The following is a 16943-nucleotide window of genomic DNA, read 5'->3' on the forward strand; positions in this document are numbered from 1 at the left end:
GGATCGGGGGCGGGCCGGAAGCGGGCGCTGCGGTCGGCTCGGCCGGCGGCGGCAGCGGGAGTGTCGTCGGCGGCCCAGAAGTGCCCGTACCGCCGTCGCCCGGCTTCGCCAGGGACGGTCCGCCGGGCAGGGCGGGGCCGGAGCGCGGGGGCTCCGGCAGGCGTGTGGTGTCGCTCGCCGCGGCCGTCTCGCCCTGGGCGGCCTGCTCTCCGTTCGGCATCATGTCCCTCTCCCCTGCTGCCCGTTCAGGATCCGCCGAGCAGGTGCCCGTACGCACCGAATGCTCCGACCGCGAGCGGCAACAGGCCGACCACTCCGATCGATTCGACCAGGTCGGCCGCGCGGCGCAGCCGCTGTCGCAGGGGCGGCGCGGGCTGCAGGACCAGTGCGAGCAGCGGCAGCGCGGCGGCCACGGCGAGCAGCAGCAGCGGCGTGAAACCGTCCGTACGCCCGAGCCACAGCACCGCGAGCCGTACCACCAGGACGGCGGCGGCCGTGAAGACCGCCACCACCTCGACGGCCAGCGGGAACGCGCGGGCCCGTGCGAGCAGCACCACACCGGTGACCGCGGTCGCCAGGACCGTCCACACCGTGGGCTCGGCCCGGGTGAGCAGCCAGCCCGCGGCCGCGGCCGACGCGGCGGTCAGGACGGTGGCGACGACGAGGCCGCGGTGGGTGTCGGCGAGCGCGTCGGCCACATGGTGGCGGCTGACCGAACTGCCCGCCGAGCGGCGGTCGTCGATGGCCGTCAGGCCCGTGGCGCGCAGCGCGATCCGGGGCAGCAGTCCGAGCAGTACGACGGAGACAACCGCGAGCAGGGCGCCGAGCCGGGCCGGGTCGCCGTCGACGAGCAGCGCGGCCAGTTCCCACCCGGCCGTCAGGCCGAGGGCCGCGCCCGCGCCGATGACTCCGGCGCGGGCGAACGGGGTGAACAGGCCGAGCAGCAGCAGCGCGAGCACCACGGCCGTCGCGGTGACGGCGAGCCGGGCGGCGCCGGGCAGCGTGTGCGCGTCCGCGACCGTCCACGCGCCGACCGTGCCGAGCAGCGCGGCGCCGAGCAGCAGCACGGTGGCGAGGCCGCGGTTGCCGCGCCCTTCTACGGTCGCGAGGCCGCCGCTGCCGGGCGTGCCGGTGCTTGGCGTACTGGTGCTGGGCGTACCGGTGTTGGGCGTACCGGTGTTGCCGAGTCGGGCGGCGAGCGCGCCCGCGGCGGCGAGCACGAGTGCCGCTCCGATCAGGCCGTACGCCACGGGCGCGGGCGGGAATTCGGCGCGGGCGAGCAGTGCCGTCACCGCGGTCAGCAGGAAGCTCGCGACGGCCGCGACCGGGCGGCGCGAGGCCGGCCGCCAGCGCCAGGTGCGCAGATCGAGACGGTCCTGGTCCGAGAGCGGCGGCGCCGCCGTATCGGCCGGACCCGCCGTAACGGTCGAACCCGCCGCATCGGCCGCCGTCGTATCAGCCACGCCCGCCATGCCCGCCATGCCCGCCGTGGTCGCGCGCGTTGTCGCCGACCGAGCGTCCACCCCACCCACCACGTTCACCACGCGCGGGAACCTATCATCGCCAACCCCTTTGACCTGCTGTGTTGTTGGACCCACACACATCCGCCGGGTATGCCGCACATCTCAGTCGCCGTCCGTGAGCCCGAGGAGGGCGCGCATGTCGGCGTACTTGCGGGTCAGCCGAGTGCGGGTGGGTTCGTCGAGGGCCGCGAGCCGGGCCGGATCGGCATTGTGCGCCAGATCCGCGGCTTTGACGAGCCTGGCGCCGGGAGTCGCGAGGATGCGGTCGGCGTAGGCGCGCGGGGTCTCGCCGGGGCGTTTGGTGAGCGCGCGGACGACAGCCTTCGTCCGGGGCGAGAGGGGCGCGTCGGTCAGCCAACGCTCGGTCAGGGCGTCGTCCTCGACGGAGTCGTGCAGCCAGGCCGCGGCGATCTGTTCCTCGTCGCCGCCACGGGCGCGCACTCCGTCGGCGACGGCCGCGAGGTGCTCGGCGTACGGGCGGCCCGCCTTGTCCGTCTGCGCGGCATGCGCCTCGCGGGCGAGGGCCTCGACCTCGGCAAGGCTCAGCCGGTGCGTCCGCTCCATCCGTCCCCCTCCCGGCTCCCGAGTTTGGCCGGTGTCCGCCGCACCGCCCTCCCGTCTCGCTGCCCGGCATTCTCCCGTACGTGGGAGCGCCGCCCGGCACCGGCCACCCGCAACCGCCGCCGCCCGCCTGCCTGTTCAGGGGGTGGGCTGTCGTCGCCGGGTACGGAAGGGGTGAATGGGGTGGAATCACCGGTCCAAGGTTCCCAAGGTTTCCACTTTCAATCGTTTGGTAATCTAAGTATTGACGCTTTCTTGACGCGCTCTTTGCTTACCGCGTTCCTTGCGCACGCGGACCGACCGCGCACGACCGACACGGAGGTACGGCCCATCGGACACGCAGACACCCTGATAGCCATGGGCGGCGCCTTTCTCGCCGCCGCGGTCCTGGCCCGGCTCGGGGGCCGGATCGGACTGCCCACCATCCCCCTCTTCATCCTGGCCGGGATCCTGCTCGGCCCGCACACCCCCGGTGTCGTCCTGGTCTCCGACCCGCACGACCTGGAGATGCTGTCCGCGCTCGGCCTGGTGCTGCTCCTCTTCTATCTGGGCCTCGAGTTCCACATGGACGACCTCAAGGCGGGCGGCCGCAAGATGGCCGTCGCGGGTGGGGCGTACCTCGTGCTGAACGTCGGCGCGGGCCTGGGCTTCGGATTCGCCCTCGGCTGGGGCACCTCCGAAGCGCTGGTCCTCGCCGGGGTGTTGGGCATCTCGTCGTCCGCGATCGTCACCAAGGTCCTGGTGGACACCGGGCGGCTCGGCAACCCCGAGACGAAGCCGATCCTCGGGATCATCGTGGTCGAGGACGTCTTCCTCGCCCTCTATCTGGCCGCGCTCCAGCCGATCCTGTCCGGCGCCGACAGCCTCTCCTCGGCGCTGCTCGACGGCGGCAAGGCCTTCGGCTTCCTGCTGCTGCTCGCGCTCGCGGCGCGCTTCGGTACGAAGCTGGTCGGGCGGCTCATCAACACCCCGGACGACGAACTGCTCGTCATCTCCTTCCTCGGCGCCGCGGTGTTCCTCGCCGGGGTCTCCGAGTGGTTCGGGGTCGCGGACGCGATCGGTGCGTTCATGGTCGGCCTGATGCTCGGCTCCACGAGTTCCGGCGAGCGCATCCTGAAACTGGTGCACCCGCTGCGGGACGCCTTCGGCGCGATCTTCTTCTTCGCCTTCGGACTCTCCATCGACCCCGGCGACCTGCCGGTGGTGCTGTGGCCGGTGCTTGCCGCTGTCGCGGTGACGCTGCTCATGAACGTACTGGCGGGGCTCGCTGCGGCGAAGGTGTACGGCTTCGGGCCGGGGCCCGCCGCGAACATCTCCACGACGCTGCTCGCGCGCGGGGAGTTCGCGCTGATTCTCGCCACGATGGCCGCTGCCGCGGGTCTGGACGAGCGGCTCTCTCCGTTCATCGCGGGGTACGTGTTGCTGCTCGCGGTTCTTGGGCCCCTTGCGGCGGGACAGTCACGGTGGCTCGCTCGGGTTCTGCCGGGCGGGCGGCGGGCGGCGGCTTCGGGTTCGGCTTCGGCTTCGGCTTCGGCTTCGGAGGAGCGGGTCGGCGCCGGGGTGTGAGGCCTGCTCGCCGCGGGGGTCCGGTTTCGTCGCCGGGTGCGGCCCGGTGGTCCGTCCTCGCGCAGTTCCCCGCGCCCCTGAAGGCGTGCGGCTGCGCCGCGGCCTTCCCGATGAGCGGCGGCGCAGCCGCATCGCTCAGGGGCGCGGGGAACTGCGCGACCAGCCCAGGACGGCCCGCACCCGGCGACGATGAACCGAAAAGCTCACGCGTCCCGGCAGATCAGCAGCAACGCCCGGTCGTCGTTGACGTCCTTCGCCACCGCCTCGATCAGATGCCACGCCGCCCCGTGGAAGCCCCCGGCCACGTACCGGTCGGCCTCGCCGGTGAGGCGGTCGATGCCCTCCGTGAGGTCCCGCTCGGCGGTCTCGACCAGTCCGTCGGTGAACAGCATCAGTACGTCGCCGGGGCGCAGGCACCCCTTCACGGGGTCGAACTGCGCCCCGTCGTACACCCCGAGCAGCGGGCCCTCCGCGGTGATCTCCTCCCAGCGGCCCGTGCCCGCGTGCAGCTGGACGGCGGGCGGGTGGCCGGCGGAGAGCAGTTCGTAGTCCCCCGACTCCAGGTCGAGGGCGAGGTGGATGGAGGTCGCGAAGCCCTCGTCCCAGTCCTGGCGCAGCAAGTAGCCGTTGGCCGCGGGCAGGAAGGCGTGCGGCGGCAGCGAGCCGAGCAGCCCGCCGAACGCGCCGGAGAGCAGCAGCGCCCGGGAGCCCGCGTCCATGCCCTTGCCGGAGACATCGGTGAGAACGACCTCAAGGGTGCGGCCGCCGCTGGTGCGCGCCGCGACCACGAAGTCACCGGAGAACGACTGGCCGCCCGCGGGCCGCAGCGCCATCTCGCGGTGCCACTCGGGCGGCAGTTTCGGCAGCTTGCTCTGCGTCTTGATGCGCTCGCGGAGGTCGAACAGCATGGTGCCGCCGCGCCGCCAGGGCACCCCGACCCGGCTGCGGAACTGCGCGATGACCAGGCCGAAGAACCCGCAGGCCGCCACGGTCAGGACGATGCCGGGGGTGACCCGCGAGGGCCCTTCCGTGTACGGGCCGAGCCGTACCGACTCGACGATGAGGGCCGCCGCGGCGGTCGCGTACAGGGCGAGCAGGCTGGCCGGGCGGAGCAGCAGTCCGCCCGCGACGATCGGCAGGACGAGCAGGGCGGGCGAGAACCACACCGGCATCGCGAGCGTGCCGAGGGCGAGCACCGGGATGGTGAGGAGCAGTCCGGCGAGGGCGATCCAGTCCGAGCCGTCGCCGCGGAAGTAGTCGACGCCGGATTTACGCAGGCCGATACGGACCCGGTGCAGGCGCTTGCGCAACCGGGCCGGGAACGTCTCCGCAGCCGCGCGCCGCTCGGGGTCGCGCCGTCGTCCTCTCATTGCTCGTGGACCCTATACAGCCGAAGCGGCGCTGTGCACGGGAGGTGTCGCTTGTCCCTCAGTCGAGCGGGCGGGGCGGACCGGACATGACGGGCGGAACTCCCCGCGCGCCGTTCGGTGCGGCCGCGCAACCCGCGACTCAGGGGCGCTGGCAGCCGGGGCACCAGAAGAGGTTGCGGGCGGCGAGATCGGCGGTGCGGATCTCGCCGCCACAGATATGGCAGGGCAGATTCGCCCTGCGGTACACGTACACCTCGCCGCCGTGGTCGTCCACGCGCGGCGGCCGGCCCATCGCCTCCGGGGTGTGCTCGGGCCGGACGGTGTCGATCCGGTTGAGCCGCACGCCTTCCCGCATCAGCGCGACGAGATCGGTCCAGATCGCCGTCCACGCGTCGTACGTCAGGTCCTTGCCGGGGCGGTACGGGTCGATGCCGTGCCGGAAGAGGACCTCGGCGCGGTAGACGTTGCCGACGCCCGCGATGATCTTCTGGTCCATCAGCAGGGCGGCGACGGTGGTACGGGAACGGGAGATCCGCTTCCACGCCTTGTCCGGGTCGTCCGCGGGGCGCAGCGGGTCGGGGCCGAGGCGGTCGTGTATCGCCTGCTTCTCGGCGTCCGTGATCAGTACGCAGGTGGTGGGGCCGCGCAGGTCCGCGTACGCGGTGGGGCCGACGAGGCGGAGCCGGACGGTGTCCGTGGGCGGGGGCGCGGGGGTGCCGCCGAAGTTCAGCTTGCCGAAGAGGCCGAGGTGGATGTGGACGTGGCCGGTGGCGCCGAAGCCCAGGAAGAGGTGCTTGCCGTGGGCGTCGGTGGTGTCCATGACCTGGCGGTCGAGCAGGGCCGCGGAGTCGGTGAACTTGCCCTGGGGGCTGGTGACTTGGACCTGCCGGTCGAGGAAGCGGTCCCGGTGGTCGGCGGCCAGCCGGTGGATGGTGTGGCCCTCGGGCACGGGTCTCCTCACGGCATGGTGCGGGGCAGGGGTGTGCGGCTCGATCGCCCTGCGGGCTCGTCCTCAATCGCCGGACGGGCTGAATTTCTCAGCCCGTCCGGCGATTGAGGACAGTCGGTTACGGCTGCTGCGGGTGGTGCGCCGGGATCGGGGGGAGTTCGCCCGTGGTCTCGTACTCGGACAGCATCTCGATGCGGCGGGTGTGGCGGGCCTCGTCGGAGTACGGGGTCGCCAGGAAGATCTCCACGAACTTCGTCGCCTCTTCGACCGTGTGCATACGGCCGCCGATCGACACCACGTTCGCGTTGTTGTGCTCACGGCCGAGGGCGGCGGTCTGCTCGCTCCAGGCGAGGGCGCAGCGGACGCCCTTCACCTTGTTCGCGGCGATCTGCTCGCCGTTGCCCGAGCCGCCGATCACGATGCCGAGGGCGTCCGGGTCCGCGGCGGTCTTCTCCGCGGCGCGGAGGCAGAACGGCGGGTAGTCGTCCTGGGCGTCGTAGATGTGGGGGCCGCAGTCGACGGGCTCGTGCCCGTGCGAGGTCAGCCACTCGACGAGGTGGTTCTTGAGTTCATAGCCGGCATGGTCCGAGCCGAGGTACACGCGCATGGGTCGAAGTGTGGCACGTCCCGGGCGCGCGCCCGGCACGCGTCCGGGACGTGACCTTCGTCCCGTACAACAATCCGGAATCGGGTCTTCCGTCCCTGGGGGGCTGGGGGTTTGAATGCACGGGCTCGTAACCCGAGAACTTAAGGATCCGTCCATGACCTCGCAACCGTCCCTTGCGAAGCAAGACAGCCCTTCCGAATCACCGGGAGATGCACCCACCGGAGACGGCCTGAAGGCAGGTCTGAAGAACCGGCACCTGTCCATGATCGCCATCGGCGGCGTCATCGGCGCCGGGCTCTTTGTCGGCTCCAGCGCCGGCATCGCGGCCGCGGGCCCCGCCATCCTCATCTCGTACGCCCTCGTCGGCGCGATGGTGGTCCTGGTGATGCGGATGCTCGGCGAGATGGCCGCGGCCAGTCCCGCCTCGGGCTCCTTCTCCGAATACGCGGACCGGGCGCTCGGCCGCTGGGCCGGCTTCTCCATCGGCTGGCTCTACTGGTTCTTCTGGGTCGTGGTGCTCGCCGTCGAGGCGACCGCCGGCGCCGTGATCCTGGAAGGCTGGATACCGGCCGTACCGCAGTGGGGCTGGGCGCTGATCGTGATGGTCGTGCTCACCGCCACCAACCTGGCCTCGGTCGCCTCGTACGGCGAGTTCGAGTTCTGGTTCGCCGGGATCAAGGTCGTCGCGATCGGCGCCTTCGTGGTCATCGGTGTGCTCGCCGTCTTCGGGCTGCTGCCCGGCTCGGACAACCCCGGCGCGGGCTTCGCGCATCTCACCGACGCCGGCGGGTTCTTCCCCAAGGGGCCCGGAGCGATCCTCACCGGTGTCCTGATGGTGGTCTTCTCCTTCATGGGCAGCGAGATCGTCACGCTGGCCGCCGGTGAGTCGGAGGACCCGCAGCGCGCCGTGACCAAGGCGACGAACAGCGTGATCTGGCGGATCGGGGTCTTCTACCTCGGTTCGATCTTCGTGGTCATCACGCTGCTGCCGTGGGACTCGAAGGCCATCACCGACGACGGCTCGTACGTCGCCGCGCTGAACTCCATCGGCATTCCGCACGCCGGCCAGGTCATGAACGTGATCGTGCTGACCGCGGTGCTGTCCTGTCTCAACTCCGGCCTGTACACCGCCTCCCGGATGGCCTTCTCGCTCGGCAAGCGCGGGGACGCCCCGAAGTCCTTCGGGAAGACCACGCCGCGCGGTGTGCCGCAGGCCGCGATCCTCGGTTCGGTCGTCTTCGGCTTCGTGGCCGTGTTCTTCAACTACCTGTGGCCCGACACGGTCTTCGCGTTCCTGCTCAACTCCTCCGGTGCGGTCGCCCTGTTCGTCTGGCTGGTGATCTGCTTCACCCAGCTGAAGATGCGCGGCATCATCCTGCGCGAGGCGCCCGAGAAGCTCGTCGTGAAGATGTGGGCCTTCCCGTACCTGACCTGGGCGACGATCGGCATGATCTCGTTCGTCCTGGTCTACATGCTGTTCGACGACGCGGGCCGCGAGCAGGTGCTGCTCTCGGTGCTTGTCGCCGCGTTCGTGGTCGGTCTCGCGGTGCTCCGTGAGCGGCAGCGGGCGCGCGTCCGCTCTGAACTCGACGTCGACGTCGACGTCGAGCTGGACGCCTGAGCCGTAACGTCGTACGACAGCGCCCCCTCGGTGAGCTTTCACTCTCCGAGGGGGCGCTGTCGTGTTCGGGTGCGCCGGGTTCTGATCCCCTCCCCGCCCCTTCCCGAATTTGTCCTGCCGGACGGGCCTCCTCAATCGCCGGAGGGGCTAATAAATAGCCCCTCCGGCGATTGAGGAGGCCGTGGCTGTCCGCAGGACTTTCGGGAAGGGGCGGGGAGGGGAGAAGTTCAGCCCCGACGACCAGCCAGCTTCCACGCCGACGGCAGCATCCCCATAGCCAGCGCAGCCTTCAGCGCGTCGCCGATGAGGAAGGGGACGACTCCCGCGGCGAGGGCCGCCGTGAAGGAGAGGCCCGTCGACGCCATCAGCCACGGCACGCCCACCGCATAGATCACGAGCGAGCCGAACGCCATCGTGCCCGCCATCCGCAGCACCGAGCGGTCACCGCCGCGGCGGGCCAGTTCGCCGACCACGGTCGCGGCGAGCAGCATGCCGAGGACGTACCCGAAGGACGCGCCGCCCCAGCCCGCGGTGCCGCCCTGGAACCACGGCACGCCCGCGATGCCCGCGACGGCGTACAGGGCGAGCGCGAGCAGACCGCGGCGGGCGCCGAACGCGGTGCCGACGAGCAGCGCGGCGAAGGTCTGGCCGGTCACCGGGACCGGGGAGCCGGGCACCGGGACGACCACCTGGGCGGCGAGCCCGGTGAGCACGGCGCCGCCGACGACCAGCGCGACATCGCGGGTGCGCGAGGCGGGCAGCAGGTCGGCGAGGACCTGGCCGGGACGGGTGGTGACGGCTGCAGTGGCCATGGGGACTCCCTGGCAGGACGTGGTGCGACGGGTGGTGACGGACCTTGCGACGTTAGCCCACGGCCCCGCACCCGATCACCATGAGGCGGTAACAAAGCGGTGGTTGGGGACTTGGTGTGATCCACACAAAGGCGCGCCGGCACACCCCGGTCCGGAGTGACCCGCATCACGGGAGGCCAGAGCAGCGATGCCGCTTTTGCGGAAATCGGGAGGCCGGGGAGAGACTGTGGGGTCCCACCAAATCGCTGAGAACGGCCCCACCCATGCACGACGCCCCGGCAGCCGCGGCCGAGCCGACGGAACCGCAGCCTCCGCTGGCGGAGTCGGAGCCGCTCTCCGCCGCCCTGAAGCAGCGTCATCTGACGATGCTGGGACTCGGCGGAGTGATCGGCGCCGGTCTGTTCGTGGGTTCCGGGGCGGGGATCTCCGTGGCCGGTCCCGGCATCGTCGTCTCGTATCTGATCGCGGGCGCGCTCGCGATGCTGGTGATGCGGATGCTCGGCGAGATGTCCGCGGCGATGCCGGCCTCCGGCTCGTTCTCCGTGCACGCCGAGCGGGCCATCGGCCGCTGGGCCGGGTTCAGCGTGGGCTGGCTCTACTGGCTGCTGCTCGTGGTGGTGCTCGCCGTCGAGGCGACCGCCGCCGCGCAGATCGCGCACGGCTGGGTCGCGGGTGTGCCGCAGTGGGCCTGGGTGCTGATCTTCATGCTGTTCTTCACCGGCGCGAACCTCGCCGCGGTGAAGAACTTCGGCGAGTTCGAGTTCTGGTTCGCCGCGCTCAAGGTCGCGGCGATCGTGCTCTTCCTCGTCCTCGGCACGCTCGCGATCTTCGGGGTGCTGCCCGACACCGAACCGGTCGGCCTGGACAACCTCGTACATGCGGGCGGCTTCCTGCCGAACGGCTGGGAGGGCGTGATCTCCGGCGTCCTCGCGGTGGTCTTCGCCTTCGGCGGCCTCGAGGTCGTGACGATCGCGGCCGCCGAGTCCGACGACCCGGCCCGCTCGGTGGCACGGGCGGTGCGCAGCGCGGTCTGGCGGATCCTCTTCTTCTACGTGGGCTCGATGCTGGTGATCGTGACGGTGCTGCCGTGGACGGTGCAGCGGGCGGGGCTCAGCCCGTACGTCGCGGTGCTCGACTCGATCGGGGTGCCGTCGGCCGGGCAGATCATGAACATCGTGGTGTTCGTGGCGCTGCTCTCGGCGCTCAACGCGAACCTGTACGGCTCCTCGCGGATGGTCTTCTCCCTTGCCGAGCGGGGCGAGGCGCCGCAGGGGCTCCTGAAGGTGTCGCGGGGCGGGGTGCCGCGGCGTGCGGTGCTCGCCTCGGTGGCCTTCGGGTTCGTCTCGGTGCTGCTCAACCTGGAGTGGCCGGACTCGGTCTTCAAGTACCTGCTCAACTCGGTCGGCGCGGTCCTGCTGTTCGTCTGGGCGCTGATCGCGGTGTCCCAGCTGCGGCTGCGGCGGCTGATCGAGCGCCGGGCACCCGAGCGGCTCGTCCTCCGGATGTGGCTCTTTCCGTGGCTGACCTGGACGGCGCTCGCCGTGATGGCCGCGATCGTCGGCCTGATGCTGACGGACGACCAGGCGCGGCCGCAGTTGCTCTGGTCGACCGGGGCCACGGCCGCGGTGATGGCGGTGGCAGGCCTGCGCGAGTGGCGAGCGTGCCGACACCGCGACACCCGGTGACCGAACGTTCACTTCTGGTCAAAGTTCTGTCCGAATAACGGGCCGGATCTTCTGTTCACCGGAGAGGGCACTCACACTGACGTGACCTTTAACCGTCTCACGTACTGGACCTTCAACGCCCATGTCTCGGACAACTCTGGATAAAGAGCACGATTCGGGTACTGCGGCAGCGTCGCCGCTGACCAACAGCCTGAAACAGCGCCACCTCTCCATGATCGCCCTCGGCGGAGTGATCGGCGCCGGGCTGTTCGTCGGCTCCGGTGCCGCGATCGCCGCCGCCGGGCCATCGATCATCATCGCGTACGCGATCTCCGGCGCCCTCGTCATGCTCGTCATGCGCATGCTGGGCGAGATGGCCGCCGCCAACCCGGCCTCCGGTTCCTTCTCGGTGCACGCCGAGAAGGCGATCGGCCCGTGGGCCGGCTTCACCGCCGGCTGGTCCTTCTGGTTCCTGCTCTGCGTGGCCGTCGGCCTCGAGGGCATCGGCGCCGCGAAGATCGCGCACGGCTGGGTCCCGAGCGTGCCGGAGTGGGCGTTCGTCGCCCTCTTCATGCTCCTCTTCTGCATCACGAACCTGATCTCGGTACGTAACTTCGGCGAGTTCGAGTTCTGGTTCGCCGCGCTGAAGATCGGCGCGATCGTGCTCTTCCTCGGCATCGGCATCGCCGCCATCGCGGGCGTCCTGCCGGACCACGAGCCGCCGGGCCTGTCCAACCTCACCGGCGAGGGCGGCTTCTTCCCGAACGGCAGCGAGGGCCTGATCGTCGGCCTGCTCGCCTCGGTGTTCGCGTACGGCGGTCTGGAGACCGTCACCATCGCCGCGGCCGAGTCCGAGCACCCGGTCAAGGGCGTCGCGAAGGCCGTGCGCACCGCGATGTGGCGCATCGCGATCTTCTATGTCGGTTCGATGGCGGTCATCGCCACCCTCGTCCCGTGGAACAACCCGGCACTGCCCAACCCCGACAAGGGTTCGTACGTCGTGACCCTGGAGGCGCTCGGCCTGCCGGCCGCGGGCCAGATCATGAACGTGGTCGTCTTCATCGCCCTGCTCTCCGCGATGAACGCGAACATCTACGGCGCCTCCCGCATGGCCGGTTCGCTGGTCGCCCGCAACCAGGGCCCGAAGTTGCTCGGCAAGATCTCCGGCGGCGTCCCCCGTGTCGCCGTGATGGTCTCCAGCGTCTTCGGCTTCGTCTGCGTGCTGCTCAGCTACTGGTACCCGGAAACCCTCTTCGCCTGGCTGCTCAACATCATCGGCGCGATCATCCTCGTCGTCTGGTTCTTCATCGCCGCCGCGCAGTTGCGGATGCGCCGGATCCTGCAGCGCGAGGCGCCGGAGAAGCTGGTCGTGAAGATGTGGGCCTACCCGTACCTGACGTGGGTGGCGCTCGCCGGGATGGCCGCGGTCTTCGTGCTCATGGCGCGCGAGGAGGGCACCCGGATCCAGCTGTACTACACGGGCGGTCTGACCCTCGTGCTCGCCGTGATCGGTTACTTCCTGCAGCAGTCGAACGCCGTCAAGGCCGCGCACGGCCGGGTCGACGCGATCGCCGCCGAGCTGGAGGACCTGAAGGCCGGCCGCCTCCCCGCCGCCCCGGCGGGCGGCGACGCGGCTGTCGCCGCCGAGCCGGAGGCGGAGGAAGCGGAGGAGCCGGAGGAAGCGGTGGCCGAGGCCGACGCCGACGCCGAGCCTGCGGACGACGCCGCGAAGGCCGAGGACAAGGTCGAGGACAAGGCCGACGAGGCTGAGGACAAGACTGAGGCCGAGGACGAGGCTGAGGACAAGGACGACGCCAAGGCTGACGCCAAGAGCTGAGCCGACGCCGCTCCGTACGACGAAGCCCCCGCCCGGACACCGGGCGGGGGCTTCGTCATGCCCGCACGAGGCCGCGCGGGGGCCGATCCCTACTGCGCCGTGATCAACAGTTACTGTTAGCCTGCACTTGCAAGTTGATTGCAATAAGCCTCGGAGGGGACCACGATGGCCGTCTACACACTTCCTGAACTCCCTTACGACTACGCCGCGTTGGCACCCGTGATCAGCCCCGAGATCATCGAGCTGCACCACGACAAGCACCACGCCGCGTACGTGAAGGGCGCCAACGACACGTTGGAGCAGCTGGCGGAGGCGCGGGACAAGGAGTCGTGGGGCTCGATCAACGGCCTGGAGAAGAACCTGGCCTTCCACCTCTCCGGCCACATCCTGCACAGCATCTACTGGCAGAACATGACGGGTGAGGGCGGTGGCGAGCCGCTGGAGAAGGACGGTGTGGGCGAGCTCGCCGACGCGATCGCCGAGTCCTTCGGCTCGTTCGCCGGTTTCAAGGCGCAGCTCACCAAGGCCGCCGCGACCACGCAGGGTTCGGGCTGGGGCGTCCTCGCGTACGAGCCGGTCAGCGGGCGCCTCGTGGTCGAGCAGATCTACGACCACCAGGGCAACGTCGGCCAGGGCTCCACGCCGGTCCTCGTCTTCGACGCCTGGGAGCACGCCTTCTATCTGCAGTACAAGAACCAGAAGGTCGACTTCATCGACGCGATGTGGGCCGTCGTCAACTGGCAGGACGTGGCGAGGCGTTACGCGGCGGCGAAGGAGCGGTCGTACAACTTGCTGTTGGCTCCGTGACCGTAGAAAAGACTGAGGTTTTTCGGGGGATTCTCCCCCGTACCCCCACTCCTGCTCGTGATCGTCTTCTCAACCTTCACCGGGCAGGCGGATGAAAGAACGGCCCCCGCGAGGAAATGACTCGCAGGGGCCGTTCCATGTGTGCTCTGAAGCCGGGTGTCTCAGGCCAGGTTGGAGAAGTCCGGGCCCTTCGTGCGGGTGCGCTTGATCTCGTAGAAGCCCGGGGTGGAGGCGACCAGGAGGGTGCCGTCCCAGAGCTTCGCGGCGGCCTCGCCCTGCGGGGCCGGGGTGACGACCGGGCCGAAGAAGGCGATCTGCTCGCCGTCCTCGCCGGGCACCGCGATCACCGGGGTGCCGACCTCCTGGCCGACCTTGTCTATGCCCTCCTTGTGGGAGGCGCGCAGTTCCGTGTCGTACTTGTCGGAGTCCGCGTACTCCAGGAGCGAGGCGGGCAGGCCGGCCTCTTCGAGGGCTCCCGCGATCGCCTCGCGGCTCGCGCCCTCGCCGCGGTTGTGGAAGCGGGTGCCGAGCGCCGTGTACAGGGCGCCGAGGACCTCGTCGCCGTGCAGTTGCTGTGCGGCTATCGCCACGCGGACCGGGGCCCACGCGTCCTTGAGGAGCGCGCGGTACTCGTCGGGGAGCTCCTCCAACCGGTCCTCGTTCAGCACCGACAGGCTCATCACGTGCCAGCGGACCTCGACCGGGCGGACCTTCTCGACCTCCAGCATCCAGCGGGAGGTCATCCACGCCCAGGGACACAGCGGGTCGAACCAGAAGTCGGCGATGACCTTGTCGACCGTGTCGTTCGACGCCTTGCTCGTCATGTCTCTCCTCGTACGGGAATCCGGTGGTGCGTTCAGTTCGTGCGCGGGTCCAGTGGCCGACAACAGCGGGCGCGCCCCGGGCATTCCCGGATGCCCCGGGCCGCGGCCACATGACAGGATCGGGGGCAATTCGAACGCGCCCACAAGGCCACAGAAGGAGTGCCCGTGCCCGGTGAGAACCTGACCCGCGACGAGGCCCGCGAGCGGGCCGCCCTGCTGTCCGTCGACGGGTACGACATCGCCCTCGACCTGCGGTCGGCGATCGGGGGCAGCGAGACCGGGACCCGGACGTTCCGGTCCGTGACGACGGTCAGGTTCCGCTGCGCAGAGCCGGGCGCCGCCTCCTTCGCCGACCTGATCGCCCCGTCCGTCACCGCGGTCACGCTGAACGGCGTGGACCTCGACCCGGCGGAGGTCTTCGACGGGTCCCGGATCCGCCTGGACGGGCTGCGCGCGGAGAACGAACTCGTCGTCGACGCCCAGTGCGCGTACAGCCGCACCGGCGAGGGCATGCACCGCTTCGTCGACCCGGAGGACGGCGAGGTGTACCTGTACACGCAGTACGAGCCCGCCGACGCGCGCCGGGTCTTCACCAACTTCGAGCAGCCGGACCTCAAGGCGCCGTACCGGATGGAGGTCACGGCGCCCGAGGGCTGGACGGCGTGGTCCAACGGTGTCGGTGAACTGGCCGACGGTGTCTGGAAGTTCGCGGAGACCAAGCCGATCTCCACGTACATCACCGCGTTCGCGGCCGGTCCGTACCACTACGTCACGGACAGCTACGAGCGCGAGTTCGAGGACGGTACGCGGCTGACGATCCCGCTGGGCGCGATGTGCCGCAAGGGTCTCGCCCCGTACTTCGACGCCGACGACGTGTTCCTGGTGACCAAGCAGGGCCTGGACTTCTTCCACGACCACTTCGACTACCCGTACCCGTTCGGGAAGTACGACCAGGCCTTCGTGCCCGAGTACAACCTCGGCGCGATGGAGAACCCGGGTCTGGTGACCTTCCGCGAGGAGTTCATCTTCCGCGGCAAGGTGACGCAGGCGTCCTACGAGCGCCGGGCCAACGTCATCCTGCACGAGATGGCGCACATGTGGTTCGGCGACCTCGTCACCATGCAGTGGTGGGACGACCTGTGGCTCAAGGAGTCCTTCGCGGACTTCATGGGGTCCTTCTCGATGGTCGGCGCGACCCGGTTCAGCAACGGCTGGATCACCTTCGCCAACAACCGCAAGTCCTGGGCGTACCGCGCCGACCAGCTGCCCTCCACGCACCCCATCACGGCCGACATCCGTGACCTGGAGGACGCCAAGCTCAACTTCGACGGGATCACGTACGCCAAGGGCGCGTCCGTACTGAAGCAACTCGTCGCGTACGTCGGGCAGGACGCGTTCCTCGACGGCGCGCGGCGCTACTTCAAGCGGCACGCGTACGGCAACACCGAGCTGCGCGATCTGCTCGCCGCCCTGGAGGAGACCTCCGGGCGCGACCTCGGCGAGTGGGCCCGCGCCTGGCTGCAGACCGCCGGGGTCAACTCCCTCACGCCGCAGGCCACTTACGACGCGGAGGGCCGGATCACCGAGCTCGCCGTGGTCCAGGAGGCGGCCGCCTCACACCCCGAGCTGCGCCCGCACCGCGTCGCCGTCGGCCTGTACCGGCGCGACGCCGACGGGGAACTCGTCCGGTACGCCCGTGCGGAGACCGATGTCGACGGTCCGCGCACCGTGGTCACCGAACTCGCCGGTGCCGAGCGGCCCGAGCTGATCCTCGTCAACGACGACGACCTGACGTACTGCAAGATCCGCTTCGACGAGGGCTCGCTCGACACGCTCCGCGACCACCTCGGCTCGCTCACCGATCCGCTGGCGCGGGCCCTGTGCTGGTCCGCGCTGTGGAACCTCACGCGGGACGCGCTGATGCCGGCGCGGGACTTCGTCGGTCTCGTCCTGCGGTTCGCCGGGCGGGAGACCGACATCGGCGTCCTGCAGATGCTGCACGCCTGGGCCCGCTCCGCGCTCACCCACTACGCGGCGCCCGCGTGGCGCGAGGAGGGCGGCCGGCTCCTCGCCGAGGGTGCCCTGCGGGAGCTGCGCATCGCCGAGCCGGGCAGCCAGCACCAGCTGACCTGGGCCCGGTTCTTCGCCGCGGTCGCGGCGGGCGAGGCCGACCTGCAGCTGCTTCAGGGGCTGCTCGACGGCACCGCGAAGATCGACGGGCTCGACGTCGACCAGGAGCTGCGCTGGACCTTCCTCGGGCCGCTCGCCGAGTACGGGCGGGCCGACGAGGTGGTGCTCGGTGCGGAGCTCGCCCGGGACGACACGGCTTCCGGCAAGCGGCACCAGGTGCGGTGCCTGGCCTCGCGGCCGTCTGCGGCGGTCAAGGCGCAGGCGTGGGCTCAGCTCGTCGAGTCGGACGCGCTGTCCAACGCGCTGGTCGAGGCGACGATCGCGGGGTTCGCGCGGCCGTCGCAGGTGGAGTTGGTCGCGCCGTACGCGCCGCGGTACTTCGAGGTGATCGAGCGGGTGTGGCGGGAGCGGTCGATCCAGATCGGGATGCATGTGGTGCGGGGGTTGTTCCCTTCGCTGCTCGACTCGCCGGAGACGCTGGCCTCTACCGATGCGTGGCTCGACGCCCATGCTTCGGCTGCGCCTGCTTTGCGGCGGCTTGTGCTTGAGGCTCGGGATGATTTGGCTCGGTCGTTGCGGGGGCAGGCGGTGGACGCGGCGGCTGGGGCCTGATTTTTTTCTCCCCGCCCCGCCCCTTCCCGAATTTGTCCTGCCGGACGGGCCTCCTCAATC

The 16943-nt window shown here is 70.5% G+C and carries 12 protein-coding genes and 2 pseudogenes; 6 read left to right on the plus strand and 8 right to left on the minus strand.

Annotated elements, in window-relative coordinates; translation table 11 throughout:
* From GUY60_RS18705 to GUY60_RS18715, 3 genes and pseudogenes are all read right to left on the minus strand, one after another.
* Nucleotides 1-223: pseudogene (locus GUY60_RS18705) on the minus strand (hypothetical protein); the annotation flags it as partial.
* A 22-nt stretch (nt 224-245) separates the two neighbouring features.
* The gene (locus GUY60_RS18710) at nt 246-1544 is read right to left on the minus strand and encodes a type VII secretion integral membrane protein EccD (protein ID WP_161699286.1); all 1299 of its coding nucleotides are present in this window, start codon (nt 1542-1544) and stop codon (nt 246-248) included.
* Nucleotides 1545-1625: 81 nt separating this feature from the next.
* Nucleotides 1626-2087, minus strand: coding sequence for an HD domain-containing protein (locus GUY60_RS18715; protein ID WP_161699288.1), 462 nt, complete (start codon nt 2085-2087; stop codon nt 1626-1628).
* Between the two features lie 354 nt (nt 2088-2441).
* On the opposite strand from GUY60_RS18715, the gene GUY60_RS18720 reads away from it, so the two are divergent.
* Nucleotides 2442-3650, plus strand: coding sequence for a cation:proton antiporter (locus tag GUY60_RS18720; RefSeq protein ID WP_161699290.1), 1209 nt, complete (start codon nt 2442-2444; stop codon nt 3648-3650).
* 203 nt (nt 3651-3853) lie between these two features.
* Here GUY60_RS18720 and GUY60_RS18725 read toward each other — a convergent pair whose 3' ends face one another.
* The 3 genes from GUY60_RS18725 to GUY60_RS18735 form a co-directional block, all read right to left on the minus strand.
* Nucleotides 3854-5020, minus strand: a complete 1167-nt coding sequence (locus GUY60_RS18725) for a PP2C family protein-serine/threonine phosphatase (protein ID WP_161699292.1) — start codon at nt 5018-5020, stop codon at nt 3854-3856.
* A gap of 139 nt (nt 5021-5159) precedes the next feature.
* The gene (locus GUY60_RS18730) at nt 5160-5969 is read right to left on the minus strand and encodes an Fpg/Nei family DNA glycosylase (RefSeq protein ID WP_161699294.1); all 810 of its coding nucleotides are present in this window, start codon (nt 5967-5969) and stop codon (nt 5160-5162) included.
* A gap of 118 nt (nt 5970-6087) precedes the next feature.
* Nucleotides 6088-6576: a ribose-5-phosphate isomerase gene (locus tag GUY60_RS18735; protein ID WP_161699296.1), complete on the minus strand. Its 489-nt coding sequence runs from the start codon at nt 6574-6576 to the stop codon at nt 6088-6090.
* 154 nt (nt 6577-6730) lie between these two features.
* Here GUY60_RS18735 and GUY60_RS18740 point away from each other — a divergent pair, with 154 nt between their 5' ends.
* On the plus strand, nt 6731-8197 hold the full coding sequence (locus tag GUY60_RS18740) for an amino acid permease (RefSeq protein ID WP_161699298.1): 1467 nt from the start codon (nt 6731-6733) through the stop codon (nt 8195-8197).
* A gap of 227 nt (nt 8198-8424) precedes the next feature.
* On the opposite strand, the gene GUY60_RS18745 is transcribed toward GUY60_RS18740, so the two are convergent.
* Nucleotides 8425-9009 (minus strand): biotin transporter BioY, encoded by a 585-nt coding sequence (locus GUY60_RS18745; protein WP_161699300.1) that lies wholly within the window; start codon nt 9007-9009, stop codon nt 8425-8427.
* A gap of 263 nt (nt 9010-9272) precedes the next feature.
* On the opposite strand from GUY60_RS18745, the gene GUY60_RS18750 reads away from it, so the two are divergent.
* From GUY60_RS18750 to GUY60_RS18760, 3 genes and pseudogenes are all read left to right on the plus strand, one after another.
* On the plus strand, nt 9273-10694 hold the full coding sequence (locus GUY60_RS18750) for an amino acid permease (protein WP_161699302.1): 1422 nt from the start codon (nt 9273-9275) through the stop codon (nt 10692-10694).
* 121 nt (nt 10695-10815) lie between these two features.
* A pseudogene (locus GUY60_RS18755) lies at nt 10816-12222 on the plus strand (amino acid permease); the annotation flags it as partial.
* 453 nt (nt 12223-12675) lie between these two features.
* Nucleotides 12676-13317: a superoxide dismutase gene (locus GUY60_RS18760; protein ID WP_161699305.1), complete on the plus strand. Its 642-nt coding sequence runs from the start codon at nt 12676-12678 to the stop codon at nt 13315-13317.
* 161 nt (nt 13318-13478) lie between these two features.
* Here GUY60_RS18760 and GUY60_RS18765 read toward each other — a convergent pair whose 3' ends face one another.
* Complete coding sequence (locus GUY60_RS18765) at nt 13479-14141, minus strand: mycothiol-dependent nitroreductase Rv2466c family protein (RefSeq protein ID WP_161699307.1); 663 nt, start codon at nt 14139-14141, stop codon at nt 13479-13481.
* A 165-nt stretch (nt 14142-14306) separates the two neighbouring features.
* On the opposite strand from GUY60_RS18765, the gene pepN reads away from it, so the two are divergent.
* The gene (pepN, locus tag GUY60_RS18770; RefSeq protein ID WP_161699309.1) at nt 14307-16883 is read left to right on the plus strand and encodes an aminopeptidase N; all 2577 of its coding nucleotides are present in this window, start codon (nt 14307-14309) and stop codon (nt 16881-16883) included.
* Nucleotides 16884-16943: the final 60 nt, after the last annotated feature.

This window comes from Streptomyces boluensis (assembly GCF_009908195.1).
Classification (GTDB): domain Bacteria; phylum Actinomycetota; class Actinomycetes; order Streptomycetales; family Streptomycetaceae; genus Streptomyces; species Streptomyces boluensis.

Coding starts and splice junctions, on each gene's coding strand:
- GUY60_RS18715 (WP_161699288.1), bottom strand. CDS start 2,087: ATGGAGCGGACGCACCGGCTGAGCCTTGCCGAGGTCGAGGCCCTCGCC.
- GUY60_RS18720 (WP_161699290.1), top strand. CDS start 2,442: ATGGGCGGCGCCTTTCTCGCCGCCGCGGTCCTGGCCCGGCTCGGGGGC.
- GUY60_RS18725 (WP_161699292.1), bottom strand. CDS start 5,020: ATGAGAGGACGACGGCGCGACCCCGAGCGGCGCGCGGCTGCGGAGACG.
- GUY60_RS18735 (WP_161699296.1), bottom strand. CDS start 6,576: ATGCGCGTGTACCTCGGCTCGGACCATGCCGGCTATGAACTCAAGAAC.
- GUY60_RS18740 (WP_161699298.1), top strand. CDS start 6,731: ATGACCTCGCAACCGTCCCTTGCGAAGCAAGACAGCCCTTCCGAATCA.
- GUY60_RS18745 (WP_161699300.1), bottom strand. CDS start 9,009: ATGGCCACTGCAGCCGTCACCACCCGTCCCGGCCAGGTCCTCGCCGAC.
- GUY60_RS18750 (WP_161699302.1), top strand. CDS start 9,273: ATGCACGACGCCCCGGCAGCCGCGGCCGAGCCGACGGAACCGCAGCCT.
- GUY60_RS18760 (WP_161699305.1), top strand. CDS start 12,676: ATGGCCGTCTACACACTTCCTGAACTCCCTTACGACTACGCCGCGTTG.
- GUY60_RS18765 (WP_161699307.1), bottom strand. CDS start 14,141: ATGACGAGCAAGGCGTCGAACGACACGGTCGACAAGGTCATCGCCGAC.